Annotated in this window: 14 protein-coding genes and 1 pseudogene; 7 read left to right on the top strand and 8 right to left on the bottom strand. The window is 40.6% G+C overall.

The features are described 5' to 3' along the window. The coding region (locus tag ACFFAP_RS24885) for a pentapeptide repeat-containing protein (RefSeq protein ID WP_375513725.1) at positions 1-1436 on the top strand (1436 nt) is incomplete at its 5' end. A 167-nt stretch (positions 1437-1603) separates the two neighbouring features. Beyond that, positions 1604-1977: pseudogene (locus ACFFAP_RS24880) on the top strand (FAD-binding oxidoreductase); the annotation flags it as partial. Positions 1978-1992: 15 nt separating this feature from the next. Here the strand turns inward: ACFFAP_RS24880 and ACFFAP_RS24875 are convergent. After that, a complete protein-coding gene (locus ACFFAP_RS24875) occupies positions 1993-2892 on the bottom strand; it encodes an aspartoacylase (protein ID WP_375513724.1) in 900 nt (299 codons plus the stop codon). Between the two features lie 177 nt (positions 2893-3069). Between ACFFAP_RS24875 and ACFFAP_RS24870 the strand changes: the two genes are divergently transcribed. The 3 genes from ACFFAP_RS24870 (at position 3070) to ACFFAP_RS24860 (ending at position 5461) form a co-directional block, all read left to right on the top strand. Beyond that, positions 3070-4272: an AGE family epimerase/isomerase gene (locus ACFFAP_RS24870; RefSeq protein WP_375513723.1), complete on the top strand. Its 1203-nt coding sequence runs from the start codon at positions 3070-3072 to the stop codon at positions 4270-4272. Continuing rightward, positions 4244-4657, top strand: coding sequence for a ribonuclease toxin immunity protein CdiI (gene cdiI / locus ACFFAP_RS24865; protein WP_375513722.1), 414 nt, complete (start codon positions 4244-4246; stop codon positions 4655-4657). Before ACFFAP_RS24870 ends, cdiI begins: the two co-directional genes overlap by 29 nt. A 216-nt stretch (positions 4658-4873) precedes the next feature. Further along, the gene (locus ACFFAP_RS24860; protein ID WP_375513721.1) at positions 4874-5461 is read left to right on the top strand and encodes a Uma2 family endonuclease; all 588 of its coding nucleotides are present in this window, start codon (positions 4874-4876) and stop codon (positions 5459-5461) included. A gap of 286 nt (positions 5462-5747) precedes the next feature. On the opposite strand, the gene ACFFAP_RS24855 is transcribed toward ACFFAP_RS24860, so the two are convergent. The 5 genes from ACFFAP_RS24855 to ACFFAP_RS24835 all read right to left on the bottom strand — a co-directional run bounded on the left by ACFFAP_RS24855 (position 5748) and on the right by ACFFAP_RS24835 (position 10674). Beyond that, positions 5748-6089: a helix-turn-helix domain-containing protein gene (locus tag ACFFAP_RS24855; protein ID WP_375513720.1), complete on the bottom strand. Its 342-nt coding sequence runs from the start codon at positions 6087-6089 to the stop codon at positions 5748-5750. After that, on the bottom strand, positions 6082-6471 hold the full coding sequence (locus ACFFAP_RS24850) for a type II toxin-antitoxin system RelE/ParE family toxin (protein WP_375513719.1): 390 nt from the start codon (positions 6469-6471) through the stop codon (positions 6082-6084). Before ACFFAP_RS24850 ends, ACFFAP_RS24855 begins: the two co-directional genes overlap by 8 nt. 49 nt (positions 6472-6520) lie before the next feature. Continuing rightward, entirely contained in the window at positions 6521-7849 is a 1329-nt protein-coding gene (locus tag ACFFAP_RS24845; RefSeq protein ID WP_375513718.1) for an ATP-binding protein, read from the bottom strand. Positions 7850-7941: 92 nt separating this feature from the next. Beyond that, positions 7942-9231 carry a tellurite resistance TerB C-terminal domain-containing protein gene (locus ACFFAP_RS24840; RefSeq protein ID WP_375513726.1) on the bottom strand — a complete coding sequence of 430 codons (1290 nt, stop codon included), beginning with the start codon at positions 9229-9231 and terminating at the stop codon, positions 7942-7944. 96 nt (positions 9232-9327) lie between these two features. Then, on the bottom strand, positions 9328-10674 hold the full coding sequence (locus tag ACFFAP_RS24835; protein WP_375513717.1) for an ATP-binding protein: 1347 nt from the start codon (positions 10672-10674) through the stop codon (positions 9328-9330). An 87-nt stretch (positions 10675-10761) separates the two neighbouring features. Between ACFFAP_RS24835 and ACFFAP_RS24830 the strand changes: the two genes are divergently transcribed. Then, positions 10762-11082, top strand: coding sequence for a TMEM14 family protein (locus tag ACFFAP_RS24830; protein WP_375513716.1), 321 nt, complete (start codon positions 10762-10764; stop codon positions 11080-11082). Between the two features lie 274 nt (positions 11083-11356). Here the strand turns inward: ACFFAP_RS24830 and ACFFAP_RS24825 are convergent, their stop codons facing one another. Then, positions 11357-12232 carry a fructosamine kinase family protein gene (locus ACFFAP_RS24825; RefSeq protein ID WP_375513715.1) on the bottom strand — a complete coding sequence of 292 codons (876 nt, stop codon included), beginning with the start codon at positions 12230-12232 and terminating at the stop codon, positions 11357-11359. Between the two features lie 786 nt (positions 12233-13018). On the opposite strand from ACFFAP_RS24825, the gene ACFFAP_RS24820 reads away from it, so the two are divergent. Then, complete coding sequence (locus ACFFAP_RS24820; RefSeq protein ID WP_375513714.1) at positions 13019-14578, top strand: LamG domain-containing protein; 1560 nt, start codon at positions 13019-13021, stop codon at positions 14576-14578. A gap of 419 nt (positions 14579-14997) precedes the next feature. Here ACFFAP_RS24820 and ACFFAP_RS24815 read toward each other — a convergent pair whose 3' ends face one another. Then, entirely contained in the window at positions 14998-16299 is a 1302-nt protein-coding gene (locus ACFFAP_RS24815) for a M16 family metallopeptidase (RefSeq protein WP_375513713.1), read from the bottom strand. Positions 16300-16781: the final 482 nt, after the last annotated feature.

The following is a 16781-nucleotide window of genomic DNA, read 5'->3' as shown; positions in this document are numbered from 1 at the left end:
CCATCGCCATCGCCATCGCCGGAGCCGGAGCTGGAACGTTACTTAACATCTACATCAGTTGGCTAGCCATGAAAGGAGACGAAAAATACTCCTTAATTCGTAATATCGCTGTTACCTTTGCTGCAACAAGAGGTACAAGTTTTCGTGGCGCTGATTTAACCAATGCTGATTTCACCCAAGCTACGCTCAAAAGTACAGATTTGCGAAACACTATCCTTATCTGTAGCTGTTGGCATCAAGCCAAAATGCTTGACCGTGTTCGTCCTGGTTCAACTTATCTGGAAAACTCACAAGTACGTCAACTGCTAGTTACAAAACAGGGACAGGACAAAAACTTTGACCGTCAAAACCTCCGAGGTATCAACTTAAAAGCAGCGAACCTAGCAGATGCCAGCTTTATTGGCGCTGACCTCAGTGAAGCTAATTTGCAAGATGCCGATTTGTCAAGAGCAAAGCTGAAGCAAACGCAACTAGACGGCACAGATTTAACAGGTGCAACTCTCACAGGCGCGTACATCGAAGATTGGGGAATTACAAATACAACTAAATTGCATGGGGTGAGGTGTGAATATGTCTTCATGCGCTTACCCACCAAAGAAGACCCCGACCCCCTCCGCAAACCTGATAATAAACAAGAGGTATTTGCAGACGGGGATTTTGCCGACTTTATCAAGCCAATTTTTGACACCCTCGACCTTTACCATAATCAAGGTGTTGACCCCCGCGCCATTGCCATAGCTTTCAAAAACCTTGCCGAAAATCATCCCGAAGCCGAGTTAGAAATCGTGGCAATGGAGAAACGCGGCGATGATAAAATCTTGCTCAGAGCCAAAACAGCCGCTCTTAGCGATAAATCTCAACTGAGTGCAGAATATTTTGATAACTATAATCAACTCAAAGCTTTATCCCAGAGTCAGCAATTATTGCTGGTAGCAAAAGATAGTTATATAAGTGATTTAAAAAATATGATCACAACTGCACTTGGGCATCCTAAATCTTATACACAAGGAAATACCATCATGTCTGATATCAGCGGCATCAACATTCAAGGCAGCAGCAACGTCAGCGGTATCGCTGGCAATAGTTCTGTTGCTAATCTGGGAACCATCAGCGGTAATGTAAGTATTGCCCTGACTCAGTTACCTGATTCACCGGATGCGGATAAACCAGGAATTAAAGAATTATTGTCGCAGTTGCAAGATGCAATCATCCAATCCACATATTTGCCAGAAGAAGAGAAAGCTGAAGCGCTAGAACAGGTGAAGACTTTGGCAGAAGCGGGTAAAAATCCTCAAGAATCCACCAAGCAAAAGACGGCAAAAACGGCAATCACCATGTTGAAAGGGATATTTACAGGCTTACCTGCTGTTGCTTCGCTGGTGGAAGCGGGTAATAAATTATTGCCTGCGATCGCAAAACTATTCGGGTTGGGATAATTTAACGTGAGTTCAACAAACCTCTCCCTGTCTTGAACTAAAGTTTAAGTTTCTCTCCGAATTGGAGAGGGACGGTTTTGTGTAGTAAAACCAGGGAGAGATTTTTTGATTGAACTACTTTCTTCATTCTCAGGTAGTTTTGCAATGTAGAGTTTAGTTTTTCCAAAATGTCTTTAACTGAAGAAATTCTTTCCCAATTACCCGGCGATATTTTAGGAGGATTGCGCCAAGGCGATCGCATCCTCACATCTGTGCGCGAAAACACCGCACCTATCCCAACGTTAGTTAAAGAAAGTCAACAGCCTTTAGGCATTGTAGACTTCGATGTAGTTATCTGCGGTGGCACTTGAGGTATTTTAATTGGTTGCGCCTTAGCGGTGAAGGGCTGCGGGTGGCGTTGATGGAACGGGGAATTTTGCGGGGGAGGGATCAAGAGTGGAATATCTCTGGTAAAGAATTAGATGTGTTTGTGGAATTGAACTTGCTAACTGAGGAGGAATTATCAAGTGCGATCGCCACTCAATATAACCCAGCAAGGGTTAGAAAGGCGAATAAATTAAACTACCTCTTGTTGTTTTTGAGTTAAATACATCGCAATTCCTTTCTCGTAATAAGCTGCTTCATTAATAAAAATAGGATAAACAGTAGACCCTCCCTCATATAAAATATCTTTTCCTTCAAAAGTTAAAAACATTGGATCGCCTGGATTCAAAGGTTCATAATCCCTAAACTGAAGGTGAGGATGAATCATGGCTTGAATCTCCCCGCGTAGGCGTAGCCCGCCGTAGGCATCGCTTCTCGGATAATCGATAGTCCTAATGTATTGATAGAATGTAAGCGTACTGTTTATCTGCGGAATATTACCTTGGTTGCAACCTTCAAAATAGTCTAAAATTGTATAAATAAGCTGCTCTGTTTGCTGAAATAATTCAGCGTTTAAAATATTCTGAGCCACAGCACCAACTTCTATAACAAAACCCAATTCGCACAGAGAACGCAGAAAACCACCTTCTCTAGATTGTTGATTAACAAAAACCTTTACCATCGGATTTATAGAACTTAAATAAGCACCTAATCGAAGCAAGAAAGGATGCATATCACAAAAAATCAGACTTAACCCCATATTGGCAGTTGTGCTGTGCAAATCAACAATTACATCTACAAAGGGCTGATTTTGCGGTTGCAATATCTGTTGAATTGCTTTTGCCCGCGTATCTTCATAACTTGAGAGTTGGGGATTTTGTAAGCCTTGATTAGTAAAACAACGATTTAAATCCTTATCAATGTATCGTTTGCCTTCTTCAATAGCTTTGAGATTTCCAAGTAATGCCAGAGTTTCAAAACTTGCCCTGTTAATTAAATTAGGATATTGCTGAAACTTTTTGACTAAATGTATTCCTGTTAACTCATTACCGTGGCTTCCTCCAACGATCGCAACTCGTTCAATCTGACTCATAACAACCTCATCTCTAAAAAACTACCCTACGGTTATTGAGAATGGTGCAAGATACAACATAGAAGTATACCTGCTGCTGACTAAATCTTGTAAAAGACTGACGCGATCACTCCATGTTCGAGTCAAAATATGATAACTGTTAAGCTGTTGGTTTTGGTACAAAAGGGGAGGAAATTTATGGAGTATAATTTTCAAGCGATGCCTCCGGCGGGCTACGCCTATGCTGAACTTTACAAAAACGCTCTCCTCAACGATGTACTCCCATTTTGGGAAAAATATTCTCTCGATTGGCAGCAAGGCGGCTATTTCACTTGCCTGGATCGCCAGGGCAAAATTTATGATACAGACAAATTCATCTGGCTGCAAAACCGCCAGGTGTGGACTTTTTCCATGCTTTACAACCAGTTAGAAAAGCGCGAAAACTGGTTAAAAATTGCTAGCAATGGCGCTAATTTTCTCGCCAAACACGGCAGAGATAGTGATGGTAACTGGTACTTTGCCCTAACCAGTGAAGGGAAACCACTGGTTGAGCCTTACAACATCTTTTCTGATTGCTTTGCGGCGATGGCATTTAGTCAATATGCACTCGCTGGCGGCGAAGAATGGGCAAAGGATGTGGCAATGCAGGCTTACAACAACGTATTACGCCGCAAGGACAACCCCAAGGGCAAATATAATAAAACCTATCCCGGCACACGCCCCATGAAATCATTGGCTGTACCGATGATTTTAGCCAACCTGACTCTAGAAATGGAATGGTTGCTGCCAAAGGAAACACTAGAGAATGTCCTAGCTGAAACTGTCCGGGAAGTGATGAGCGATTTTCTCGACCAAGAACGGGGGCTAATGTACGAAAATGTTACCCCTGACGGTTCCCACATAGATTCTTTTGAGGGACGGCTGATTAACCCAGGCCACGGTATCGAAGCTATGTGGTTCATCATGGATATCGCACGTCGCCAAAACGATACCAAAACTATTAACCAAGCTGTTGATGTGGTGCTAAACATCCTAAATTTTGCTTGGGATAGCGAGTATGGCGGCTTGTATTACTTTATGGATGCAGATGGTCATCCCCCACAACAATTGGAATGGGATCAAAAGCTGTGGTGGGTTCACTTAGAGTCTTTGGTTGCATTAGCGATGGGCTATCGCCTGAGTGGGCGTGAGGTGTGTTGGGAATGGTATGAAAAGATGCACGATTACGCCTGGTCACATTTTGCTGATTCAGAATACGGTGAATGGTTTGGCTATCTGAATCGGCGTGGAGAAGTATTGTTGAACCTTAAAGGTGGCAAATGGAAAGGATGTTTTCACGTACCGCGTGCATTGTACCTTTGTTGGCAACAATTTGAGGCATTGCAATGCCTGCGGCGGTAAACAACGCAGTCAGTTTAATCTTCAGGGAAAACGCATCTTATTTTTTATGCTCAAAGAATTATTTGACGGCGTAGACTATACAACCGATCCACTTTGGATAGTCAAGTCATACTTTAATGCAATAGCAGGTATCTCTTTCCCTGATGCATTAAATTATCTTCTTGAAGGTACTGGTTATGGTAGTGAATATGCCATGTGTGAATTTCCTTGTGAAGATGAGGATGATATGTTTGAAGGAGTTCGCTTTTGCTTTCTGGATAAAGATGAAATAATAGTTTCTCAAGAGATATTCAAAAAATATCTCAAAATAGCGGCTGAAAGGTACATTGAACTTAATCCAGAAAGAGCAGATGAAGTTCAAAATATACTCAAAAAATTATCTTAATAGCACTGGCAAGTTAAGTGATTAGACGAGGTTTTTTACTCCGTTAATGAGGTTTTAACTGCCAAGGTTAACGTTTCGCTTACTCGCTTTCACCTTAAGTTGACACCAATAAGCAATGCTATGCCCCTACTGCATGGTCTATTTACCTGAAAATTGCTGTAATCTCTGTTAATGTACAAGTAAAAGTAGAATCAGTGTCATTAGTAAGGATGTCTTATGAATGTTGTGACACCTAAGCGATTTACGATCGCTGAATACCATCGATTGATTGAACTCGGATTTCTCACAGAGGCCAATCATATTGAGTTAATTCGAGGAGAACTGATTCAAATGACAGCAAAGGGAACGCCTCATACAGTTTGTAGTTCTATCCTATGCCGTCAATTAGATCGGCTTCTAGGCGATCGAGCAGTCATCCGTGGACAAGATCCTATCACCCTCCCTAATCAGAGTGAGCCTGAACCGGATGTTGTCATTGCACGAGGAAGAGATGAAGATTATCTTGCTCATCATCCGTATCCCGAAGATATTTTGTTAGTAATTGAAATTTCGGATAAAACCATAGATTACGATCAAACAACCAAGTTGTCTTTGTATGCAGAAGCCGGAATTTATCATTACTGGATTGTGAATTTGCCAGATAGTCAACTTGAGCGTCATAGCCAGCCATATCAAAATGCTCAAAATAAGTTTAGCTATCTCACCAAGCAGATTTCTCTATCTAACCAGTCAGTAGCGATTCCTGGATTTGAAGATGCATTATTAGACTTAAGTCGTTTGTTTCCAGAAGGTGCTAGTGAATGATTTTGTTGGTGCGATCGTGTAAAAAAGAGTTCTATTCTCTGAAACACGTTTAAATACTGATACCTTATGCTTTCAATGATTGATATTATACTAAAATACGCAAAAAGTATGCTGTTAGTATGCACCACATCGAACTAATTATATTAATTTTGGATTTGTTTCCGAATTACATGGGTTCAGACAAGCTATTGAGAATGCTAAAAATGCTTGATAATCATTTTAATGTAATTGACAGGCAGATAAGTGAAATAAAATTTCTTCTGTCTATGCTGTAAGTAAGCATTTTTCAGTTTTCTAATACATAACTACAAACTTTTGTTTGAGCCTGTGTTTGGGATTTGGGTTTCAACTTCACCACGATTTCCACATCACAACCTAAAGCATTTAAAAATCGGAAAAGTCGCTCTGTTGAAAAGTCTGATAGTTTTCCCCTTACTAGAGCAGAAATCTTGGGTTGATCAACTCCCAATAGTGCGGCTGCTTCAACTTGATTCATGTCCTGTTTAGCGATGATCTCAGTGATTTGACGTGCAAGTTCTGCTTTGACAAGTAGTTCATCAGGGTTCGCTAAACCTAAATCTGCAAACACATTGCCGCTACTTGCTTGTACACTGATTTCTTCAGTCATTTTTTTCTTCCTTTTGTTTCCGGCTATAGTTTTGTGCGTGATGCTCTTTTGCCCGCTTAAACCTTGCTTTAATTAATTCGATGTCTTGTTTTGGTGTAGTAATACCGTGTTTGGATTTCTTCTGAAAAGTATGTAAAACATAAATAACATCTTCCAGTTTGACTGTATAAACAGCTCTGTAAGTGTCACCATCAAAGTCTTCTACAACTTCCAACACTCCAGCACCTTTAAATCCTTTGAGAGGTTTTGCTGAATCATGCTTCTCACCACACTGAGCCAAGTACAGAGCATAACCCATCATTTGTTGAGCTTCTTCTGGAAACTCTCTCAAATCATCAAGCGAGCTTCCAACCCACTCCACGAGCTTTAATAAAGGACTCATCTTTTACAAGATGCTAGTTTTGTTTTGGCATACTTCGTTAATGATAATATCACAAACTAAATTCTGCTGCGCCATCCTCATCCACATCTGCATCCTTACCCATAGCAGTAGGTTTAAATTTAGAGCCATGAATTAATTCACCAAACGCAATTCCTGGATTTTGGTGAAGAATATTCAGCACACTCATAAAATCTCGCACAATTTCCCCTGGTGTCAGTAATGCTTCTGCACCTAAGCGATTAATAATTTCTTGCACAAACTCCTTCAACTCACGATTTGTCAAAGTCTGTTCATAGCCAAAATTGAGTGCATGAATCTCAGCTAAACGTTGCAAAAGGGTCAAGATTTCCGCTTCACTCAAGGGATTTAGCCGAATTACTGGCCCTAAATGCTCCTGAACATTAACTTGTGCAACAAAACGGCTTTCTTTTGTGCGTCTTTGCCAAGCTTGGTCTGCAAAAAGTCCCCGTTTGGGGTCTTCTAAAAATTTAGTTGTTCCACCAATAACAATGCCAAGATGTTCTGCTTTGCACTGCATAGTATCGTTAAACATTGCCAGAAGTCGATTATAATTCTTTTCTCGTGTAACGGTGGTAGATATTTGATATAAATGCACGGCTTCATCAACTAAAATTAACAGTCCTTTATAACCAATTTCAGCTACAAATTTCGCAAATAGTTTTACATAATCATACCAACTATCATCATCAATAATAACCCGTACTCCTAAAGCTGCTTTCGCCTCAACTTTAGTAGTAAATTCTCCACGCAACCAGCGCATCGCCGCATTTTTTAAATTATCATCATCCAATCGGTAGCCACGCCAATAAGCGATAATCACGCTACCAAAATCAAAGCCGTGAACTAAATCTTCAATATACTGAACTACTTCCCTAATTTTTGATTCAACTTGGTCATCAAAACCATCGTCATTCGGACGTATTTCAGTTTCTTTAACCACTTCTTGTTGAATTTTATTAATCCATCCTTCTATAATCGAGACTAAAGCACCACCATCAGGACGAGTTTTTGTAGCTAGGTGGCTCATTAATTCTCGATAAGTGGCTACACCTTCATTGTTGCTTCCAGCTAATCGACGTTCAGGGGATAAATCAGCATCAGCTACTACAAAACCTTGCTCCATAGCACGGTTGCGAAGTAGTTGCAATAAAAAACTTTTACCAGAACCGTAGTTACCAATTATGAAGCGAAATGCTGCTACACCTTCTGCAATATCATCGAGATTTTGTAATAGGCTTTTGAGTTCTTTTTCTCGCCCTACTGCTATATATTCAACTCCCACTCTTGGTACTACCCCCGCACCAAGGGAATTAATTAAAGCAGTGGAGATTTTTTTCGAGATTTTGAGCTTTGCCATGTATTACACTTCACTTTATTCTAAACGCAGAAGCACGCAGTCAGTAGGTAAGATATTCACCTGACTACTAATCTAACGACGGCAATAATAATTTAATTTGACGAAGCATGTCTAGTCATAAGGTCTTCATACATTGCAATCATTTTTTTGACATGCGTCATATATTCCTGATAAATTTTTGGAATTTCAGAATTTGAATCAATTATTAATTCACCAATAATATCATTTGCTCGTTCATTTATAGAATCGATTAATAGATTTGGCATAGTAATGTTTGCTTCAGCAATTTTCTTAATATCAGCATTAGGATTATCTTGTTCGACTATAGCTTTTAATACTTGTAGTTCGTATGCTGGAAGATTTTCTCCAAAATTAGTCCATTCTTCAGGTAAATTATTTGATGTATCAGCTTCCGAAGTGTTTATGATTGATGTAGTTTCCATTATCTCAGAAAAAGGAAACAATTCATTCTCATCTTCATTGAAATTATCAGATAAATGTTCTGGATTGAATGTTTCTATTTGTTGGAGTAATTCCCATACTTGATTTTGTAATGAATCTCGTTCTTCTTGCAATAATGAAACTTGTTGTTGCAACTGCTGTAATTCGGCTTTGTGTTCTGCAACTTGGGTTTGTGAAGAATTCAGGATAGCTTGGATATTTTCTCTTTCGGCTTTTGTCGTTATCAGTAATTGATTTTTTTGGGTTGTCTCAACTTCTAGTTCTTGAATTGCAATTCGCAGTTCGTATAATTTTTCTTCTAATTGGGGTTTGAGTCTGCCTAAAAGAGTTAAATTGCTTTCAACTTCTTGCTTCTGCTGCTGAAGTTCGGAAATTTGACTTTGCAAATGGGTGATTTCACTACGAGATACATTACAATTCGACTCTAGACGGCGCTTCTCTGCTGTGAGGACAGAAAAAGCATTATTCAATTCTGTTAAATTTTTCTGCAAGTTATTAATTTCAGTTTGCAGGCTACTGATTTCAGTTTCTAACTGCTTTTTCTGTCCGGCAAATGTTCTTAATTCTCGATGTAAACTATCCCTTTGATTACGGCTTTCTGTTACTTGATTTTGCAGTTGTTGTGACTCTGCATATAATAAATTATGATGTTCTTCGATTTGATTAATTTCTCTGACAACGCGAGCCTTCAATCCCTCCATCTCTTTAATTCGCTTGTGGATAGAACCTAAAAGAAACATTTCATAATTTCTGCGTCGCTTATCTACGAATAATGCTGCTGCATAGATAGTAACGGCAGTAATTAAACCTGTGAGAAAGGCTTTATTAAAATCCCAGTTTGGGACGAGGCTAAGACCAAAACTCACACTAAAGGCAACTATCCCTAGTATAAATCGATTGCTGATCATTACTGATTGCATATTGCTGGTTTTTAGCGTAGTTAAATTATCAGAAAAAGTAGCTCTCATAGTAATTCGTAATTCCTAATTAAAATCCACATAGGAAAATGCTTAATGCTAAGTGTTGGATGTATTGTTATTTGCATGAAAAAGTCTTAAGTCTGCTTTTAAAAAATCAACAAACTGCCGTGCTGTGCGTCCAGAACGACCATTATGGCGAGTTGCCCATTGTAATGCTTGAAATTCCAAATCTTCTTGAGTAATATTAATTTCAGCTTGTGCCGCTAAATGTTGTACAATTTTTAAATACGTTTTTTGATTGGCTGGTTCAAAGGTCAAGGTTAAACCAAAGCGATCGCTAAACGAAAGCTTCTCCTGCATCGTATCCCAAGCATGGATTTCCTCGTTATCCTTAGGGGTAGGTCTATCCACAAAAAACTCCCGAATCAGGTGGCGGCGATTGGAAGTAGCATACACAACTACATTTTGCGGCCGCGCGGTTAAATTACCTTCTAAAACTACCTTGAGCGCTTTAAAGGCATCATCATCTTCTTCAAAGGAAAGATCATCAACAAAGATGATAAATTTTTGTGACACTCCTCGTAAATGTTCCACAATTTTTGGTAAGTCTTTTAAATCCGATTTTGCCACTTCCAACAAGCGAAGGCTGCGATTACTATATTCATTCAACAAAGATTTCACCAAAGAAGATTTGCCAGAACCTCGACTACCGTAAAGTAATACATGCAGTGCCATCTCTCCTGATAATAAAAACTCTGTATTTTTCAGCAAAGCATCTTTTTGAGACTCGTAACCTACAAGCGCACTCAGCTTTACCGGGTCGGAATACCGAATACCGATAAACTGCCCAGCTTGCCAGCGTAAAGCGCGATATTCTGCAAATAAACCAGAGCCACATTGCCGATAATAAGCTGCTAACTCTTCTACAGCATCACCCCAATTATCTAACTGTTGTAGATATGTAGCGAATGCCTCTACTCCTACCAATTCTTGCTCTTTATACCACACTACTGGCGAAATCGGCATGTGAGCTACGCCTTGTATCCACTCACTCAAAGAAGCGCTGCTACATTCATAAAGACTTTGCAATATTTGTAAATCATGGTGAACTGCTGCTACTAAAGCTGGGGGCAAATCTTTAAATTCCCGCACTTGGGCAAGCTTTGTAAAGGGATTTTCACAGAAGAGAATTTGAGTAATTAAATAGTCTTCCCAGTTTTGATTTTTAGCAGCCAAAGCGTGGAAGTAACTACCGTAGGCTTGCAGACAACCCCGGGCATCGGCATCAGTGTAACGTATAGCTTGCAACAGTTCCAGAAATGCTATCCCCACTTCGCCTTGCAGAACAGACTGGTACAGTAAAAGTGAGGCTGCTTGGCGTTGGAGATATTGAACTTTTGTATAAGAGGAAGTAATTGCCATTGGCATTCCTTGATTATCCATCAATCAATTGTGTGGTATAGCTAAATAATTATGGTAAATTGTCTGCTGACCCTGGCAGTAAAGTCAAAGTCTACATAGGTTTTAACAATGAATTTAGATATAGTTGCTGCTTTTACCTACGGTATATTAGCGTTTATTGGTGGCATTATTGGCTACATTCAGGCTAAAAGTTTGGTTTCACTCTTAAGTGGTAGCATTAGCGGTTTATTACTAATACTTGCCGCTTACTTTCAACTCCAAGGGCAAACCTGGGGTTCGATTTTAGCACTGATAGTTACTGCTGTTTTGGTAGTTGTCTTTGGATTTCGATTGGTTAAAACACGCAAGTTTATGCCTGCGGGATTAATGACGATTTTGGGTATCGTGGCATTGGGGGTGATGGTAAATCAAATGGTGGCTTTAAGGTAGCATTTGTCTCTAAGCAATAACCACCCTGCTGTTTTTTGTCACGCTATTAAGGCGTTCTTACAGAGTGGGGGAAGTGATGATTTGCAGCAGTGAATCGACCAATCGGGTGTTTCTGCAATCGTGTACTTAGTACAGTTTTGCGTAAAAGCGTAGCGTTTTTAATGCAAGGGAACGCATTGGCATTGCATTGAGATGCATTAACAAGGCGGCCGACGCATTGGGATTGCAGGGTATTGCCAAATTTTATTCGCTACGAATTAATGAAATGCTGTACTTAGCGCAAAATCTGGTCAATCATCCGGTTCGCCTGGGAACCATAACCGCCCCCAAATAAATTGAAGTGATTCAAAATGTGATACAGGTTATAGAGCGTTTTTCTCTGCTCATAGCCTGGATCTAAAGGAAAAACTTCGTTGTAACCTTTGTAAAACGCTGCGGGGAACCCACCAAACAATTCTGTCATGGCAATATCAACTTCGCGATCGCCAAAATAAGTTGCTGGATCAAAAATCACGGGTTCTCCTGAGTTAGTACACCCAGCATTTCCGCCCCATAAATCGCCATGTACTAAAGAAGGTTGCACCTGATGCGCCGCCAATAGTTCCGGGATAGCTGCTAGTAATTTTTCTGAAGAGGGGAAATTTCCTCCCTTTCGCCTTGCCAACTGAAATTGATAACCCAGGCGATGTTTAATATAAAATTCTGTCCAGTCTGCTGTCCAAGTATTGATTTGGGGCGTGGAACCAATAGTATTGTTAATTTTCCAACCAAAACCTTTGCTACTGCTAGCTTTATGCATCGCCGCCAACTTGCGTCCCATCTCTTCCCACGAATTGCTGTTACCGCTACCAAGTTCTAACCATTCCAGCACGATGTAGCTAGAATTCTCAGCTACACCCCAGCAAATGGGATTTGGGATGCAAATACTAGCTGTGGCTAGCATTTCCTTTAAACCCATTGCCTCAGCCTCAAACATCGCAACTTGGGATGCAAGGTTTTGCTTGACAAAGTAGGTTATCTCACCATTGGAGATAGCATAACCTTGGTTGATGCACCCGCCACCAACCGATCGCCGTTGCTGACTCTGAAATTTTTCGCCAGTCACCTGGCTAATTTGAGCATCGATTTGAGTCCAAGTGTTTTCTCTCATAAAATTGGTGAGATAACTATGGTTATGTTGTTAGTTTTGATCTAGTTTGAACGAAAAATCGTCATTTTAGGCACTTGAAAATTTTGCTCGCGTACAAAAAACCCGAATGGACACGGTGACCCCAGTCATTGTGCGACCCATACTCATCTTTGGGTCACGGGGAAAACGTTGAGTGTAGCGCAGTGGGTAGAACTTTTGTAAACAAAGGGTGTCCTCTGCGAAAAAGTTATGAGTCGGAACTGATAACTCAACAGACACTGCGCTGTCAAATTATCAAGAAGGATTTTTTTATGAACTTTTGTAAAGAATTGACAGCCTCTGCATAAAACTTGTGAGCAGTCATGTAGTAAGTATATGGTTACTAGCTTGATATAAACTAATTGTGGTTTACTTCATCTGCAATCCGAAGCAAAAGCTGGAGAGTCAAGAAAACTACCTTAGTCTTAGTAAGCGTGGTTGAAATTGCGTTTGCCTTGTCACCTAAAGTAGTACGGAAACACGGAAGCTTCATCTATTTATAGCGAGTCGGAAGTGTGACATGGGCAATTTTAATTGCAAGGAAAGATTTACGGTACTTAGTACAATGACATCCGCAATTGGCAGAACTAATCGTATTATTCAACAATTGTCGGAACAGACGGGTTGATACCATCTACGTTTTAGACAGAAACGACATACATATCACAGTGTATTTATGTTGTGCGTAAGTCTTAGGTAGTTCGGAAAAATCAACATCTTCAATAGCGAAACTCTACAGTTCATCTTTGTTTTTAATGGAAATTAGGTATGCAATTTATCAAACAGTTAGGGAAGCAGCTAGGTTTTGTGGTCTTAATCGGTTCTACGATGTTTTCGGCATCTTCAGCTATCGCACAGAGAACCCCACGAATGACAACCCCAATTCTTGTCAATACTGATATAATTATTGACCCCGATAGGTTGAAAGACGACTTCCTTGGGGAGAAACAACTTTTTCTTAACGAAATTGGTGGGACTGTTTCGGTTTTACCTCCCACGGGGTCTGTTATTGTTGGCAATGTACAGATCCTCTTCGATCCATTTAACATCTATGTTGGTGGCTATAATAACCAGAGTGTGGGTGAATCTAAGCGTAAGGGGTATTTTGGTAATTTTATTAATGGCAGGCAGGACGTACTCGGTTCATTTAATGAGATTGAGGGAAAGATAGAATTAACCTTTGGTCTTGATCCCATTAGTGTTAATCCTAATAGTATTAATCCTCCTGCCCTTGCTAGCAATGGCACTACTTGTAAGAATGGCAATGGTTGTGTGAGATTTCATTACGGATATACCGAGGACGTTATAACAAACGTTATACCAAATGGTGGAACTATAAGTCCCCGGTTCGAGAACTCATTCATTAAGGTACGAGATTCAACCCGCACCAGGGAAGGTCTGTATAAATTTTTTATGGCGTCTCCCAATCTGGGGGGTACTCTACTTTCGGTAGGTACTATAAATGAATATGTGGTGGTTTACAGCGAACAGATAGATCCTCAACAGCCGGATCTGGTAGTCGCTAACTGGACTGAATTCGCAGTTGTACCCGGTGCAGAACAGACATTAAGCTTCAGTAATAGTGATCCCAACTCCGATTCAGTGATCATATCTAACACTAAAGTTTTGCGAAGTGCTACTAAGATACCACTAGAAAAGCTAAACACCGCAGATTTACCACCAACAAAAGAAGGGTTCGTACCCGTTCCAAGTGCTAATGGTTCCGTAGCTCCAGGCGGAACCACACCCACAGTTGATGTACCGATTACAGATATTACAAGGGTGTTAAATTACATCGTTTCCTTTAATGGTACAAGCGACTATTTTGAAATTCCCGACAACGAGAACCTAAACTTTGGCACGGGAGACCTGAGCATTTCTGCCTGGGTCAAAACAACTAGTAGTAGCGGAATTGAAGTCATTTTAGACAAACGAGTTGAGACAACAGGGCCGATACAAGGGTATTCGCTGTCTAACTACAACGGTAGTTTATTGCTTCAATTAGCAGATGGAGTGGGAAATGAATTTACAAACTATATAACCAATATCTCAATCGCTGATGGCAATTGGCATCATGTAGCTGTGACTGTAGACCGCGACCAACCAGATGGCGGTCGTTGGTATATTGATGGAGTAGAAGTCGTTGGTGAGCGATTTAATCCAACAAGAAGAGGTTCTCTTTCTAACTCCAAGCCCTTAGTCATTGGCAGACGCTCTGATAATCCGGGTTGGCCAGGCTTTTTTAAAGGTGAAATAGGCTCTGTCCTACTTGTCAAACGGGTACTGTCATCTCAAGAGATTCAAGCAATTGCTGCTAATAAACCGTAAATAGGTTAATAACTCAAGTTGCTAGTTATGCATTTGGGCGATCGCTTCAGGTCACTTAAGTAATAAAATTCCCTCAAAACGAAAAATCGGAGGGGTTTATACTAAAAGCATTCGTGAGAAATAAGACAAGACTACTTTTGTCAATCAGTAAATGTCTTAAATAGTCTTAAGAGATAGAGTATAAAGTGGAATTTACATACTGACTTTTGAAAGCAAGTATGGCGATCACCATTTTATTGTCCAATCAGATTTTTTAATCACCTGATTTTTTTGATTTAGACGCTTGAAAATCAGAGCCTTTTAGGGAATGAAACAGCCCTGCTCCTCTCCCCAAAGTTCTGAACGCCGGCTTTTGGCGCTCAGACTTCTCTTTTTGTCTTCCTTGTCTCTTCCCAATGCCTAATGCCCCATGTCCTAATTTACGGCTTGACGACAACTACACCATAAGCATCTGGGGAAAGATACTCTTTGGCTGCTTGCATCAAGTCAGTTGCATCTTGGCTTTGAATATAATCTGGGTAGTTAAAGGCGGGTTCTAAATCTCCCACCAAGGAATGATAATAAGCATACAATCCAGAGCGATCGCTTGGTGTTTCATTGGCAAAAATAAATCTGTTCGCTACTCGCCGCCGCACACGGGCAATTTCTGATTCTGTGACTAACTCGGCTTGGACTTTGCGAATATGTTGAGCGATCGCATCTTCTACTTCTGTTAAATTTTCCACTGCACATTTAGCTGAAATATAAAATGTCCCTTGCAGCTGATTGCTCATGTTGCTCACAGAAATTGAAGAAACTAATCCCCGTTCTTCTCGTAAATCCCTCACCAGTCTTGATGTGCGTCCGTGTCCCAAAATTCCTGCTAAAACATCCAGTCCATAGGTGCGATCTAACTGAACCATTCCTGGAACCCGCCAAACCATCACTAGCCTTGCTTGCTGGAGACTTTCATCTATAAATTCTCGACGGACAATTTCTGTAAATGGTAACTCAGGAGGCAGAGACGCGATTAATCGCGTCTGTACTGGTGATTGGGGAGAGACGCGATTAATCGCGTCTGTACTGAGTTTTGTAAATCCTTCAGCAACGATTGCAATTAATTCTTCCACAGGCAAATTGCCCACAGCTACAGCAGTAATTGACTGGGGTTGATACCAATTAGTATGAAAATCTCGCATTTGCTGGGGTTTAAGTTCGGCAATTACTGATTCTGGCCCCAATACTGCACGGCGATAGGGTAGTTCATTAAAAGCTGTTTCCATCACCCGCCGAAATGTCCGCCGTTGGGGATTATCCTCTGAACGCCTAATTTCTTCTAAAACTACTAATCGCTCCCGTTCAAAAGCATCATCAGGAATACTCGCATTTGATACTACATCTATTTGTAGTGGAGCAAGCTCGGCAAAATCTTTGGGCGCAGTGGTTATATAGTAATGAGTATAATCTTGGCTAGTAGCGGCATTGGTAACAGCACCCCGTTCTTCAATTCGACGTTCAAACTCGCCGCTAGTCAGTCGTTCTGTTCCCTTAAAAATCATGTGCTCTAAAAAGTGAGCCATGCCGTTAATGCTATCAGATTCTACGGCTGAACCAACTTTAATCCATAAGTTGAGGTTTACAGCTTCAACTGGCATCTGCTCCGCTATGATTGTCAAACCATTGGGCAACTGATGCAAGGTTGGGGTATTAAGACGAGGAAGTTTCCGCAGGGTTGAAGTCATTGCTACTTGTGTGAGGAGCTATCTTACTCCTTTATCTTATCCGTGACCGAAAAGAGAGGGGAGCAGGGAGCAGGGGGAAAAAGAGTTTGAGCCTTGTTTACTTTTCTTCACCAGTTTGGTTTTATTGTACCGACTTACTTAGAATACAAGGTGCAAAAAGAGTTTCAGCGCAAATAAATTTATTTATGCCCAAAAGCAAAAATATTTATTTCGAGTGGAGAGTGCCACAATCAAAAATAATGCGTCTAATACCAATTTAATCTGAAGCTGCACTAAATGAGTAAGTCTCTATTCTTGGCGCTCTTCTCTAACGAGACGCTACGCGTTGGCAAAGCCTCTCGCAGAGAAGGCGTACTTAGCGGTTCGTTTAATATTCTGTGCATCTTCATAAAGAATTGATATAAAAGGTTTTACTACGCAAAACCTGTCCGACTCAGGTGCAATCAACAAATGCGTACGCCGAATCAACAAATGCGTACGCC

The sequence above is a fragment of the uncultured Nostoc sp. genome, from assembly GCF_964245575.1.
Lineage (GTDB): Bacteria > Cyanobacteriota > Cyanobacteriia > Cyanobacteriales > Nostocaceae > Nostoc.
This window is presented reverse-complemented; position numbering and strand designations above follow the sequence as displayed.

Bases quoted from the DNA above. Each gene is read 5' to 3' on its own strand.
- ACFFAP_RS24840 (WP_375513726.1), bottom strand. From the start codon at position 9,231: ATGCAATCAGTAATGATCAGCAATCGATTTATACTAGGGATAGTTGCC.
- ACFFAP_RS24830 (WP_375513716.1), top strand. From the start codon at position 10,762: ATGAATTTAGATATAGTTGCTGCTTTTACCTACGGTATATTAGCGTTT.
- ACFFAP_RS24870 (WP_375513723.1), top strand. From the start codon at position 3,070: ATGGAGTATAATTTTCAAGCGATGCCTCCGGCGGGCTACGCCTATGCT.
- ACFFAP_RS24875 (WP_375513724.1), bottom strand. From the start codon at position 2,892: ATGAGTCAGATTGAACGAGTTGCGATCGTTGGAGGAAGCCACGGTAAT.
- ACFFAP_RS24860 (WP_375513721.1), top strand. From the start codon at position 4,874: ATGAATGTTGTGACACCTAAGCGATTTACGATCGCTGAATACCATCGA.
- ACFFAP_RS24815 (WP_375513713.1), bottom strand. From the start codon at position 16,299: ATGACTTCAACCCTGCGGAAACTTCCTCGTCTTAATACCCCAACCTTG.
- ACFFAP_RS24825 (WP_375513715.1), bottom strand. From the start codon at position 12,232: ATGAGAGAAAACACTTGGACTCAAATCGATGCTCAAATTAGCCAGGTG.
- ACFFAP_RS24855 (WP_375513720.1), bottom strand. From the start codon at position 6,089: ATGACTGAAGAAATCAGTGTACAAGCAAGTAGCGGCAATGTGTTTGCA.
- ACFFAP_RS24820 (WP_375513714.1), top strand. From the start codon at position 13,019: ATGCAATTTATCAAACAGTTAGGGAAGCAGCTAGGTTTTGTGGTCTTA.
- ACFFAP_RS24850 (WP_375513719.1), bottom strand. From the start codon at position 6,471: ATGAGTCCTTTATTAAAGCTCGTGGAGTGGGTTGGAAGCTCGCTTGAT.
- ACFFAP_RS24835 (WP_375513717.1), bottom strand. From the start codon at position 10,674: ATGGATAATCAAGGAATGCCAATGGCAATTACTTCCTCTTATACAAAA.
- ACFFAP_RS24845 (WP_375513718.1), bottom strand. From the start codon at position 7,849: ATGGCAAAGCTCAAAATCTCGAAAAAAATCTCCACTGCTTTAATTAAT.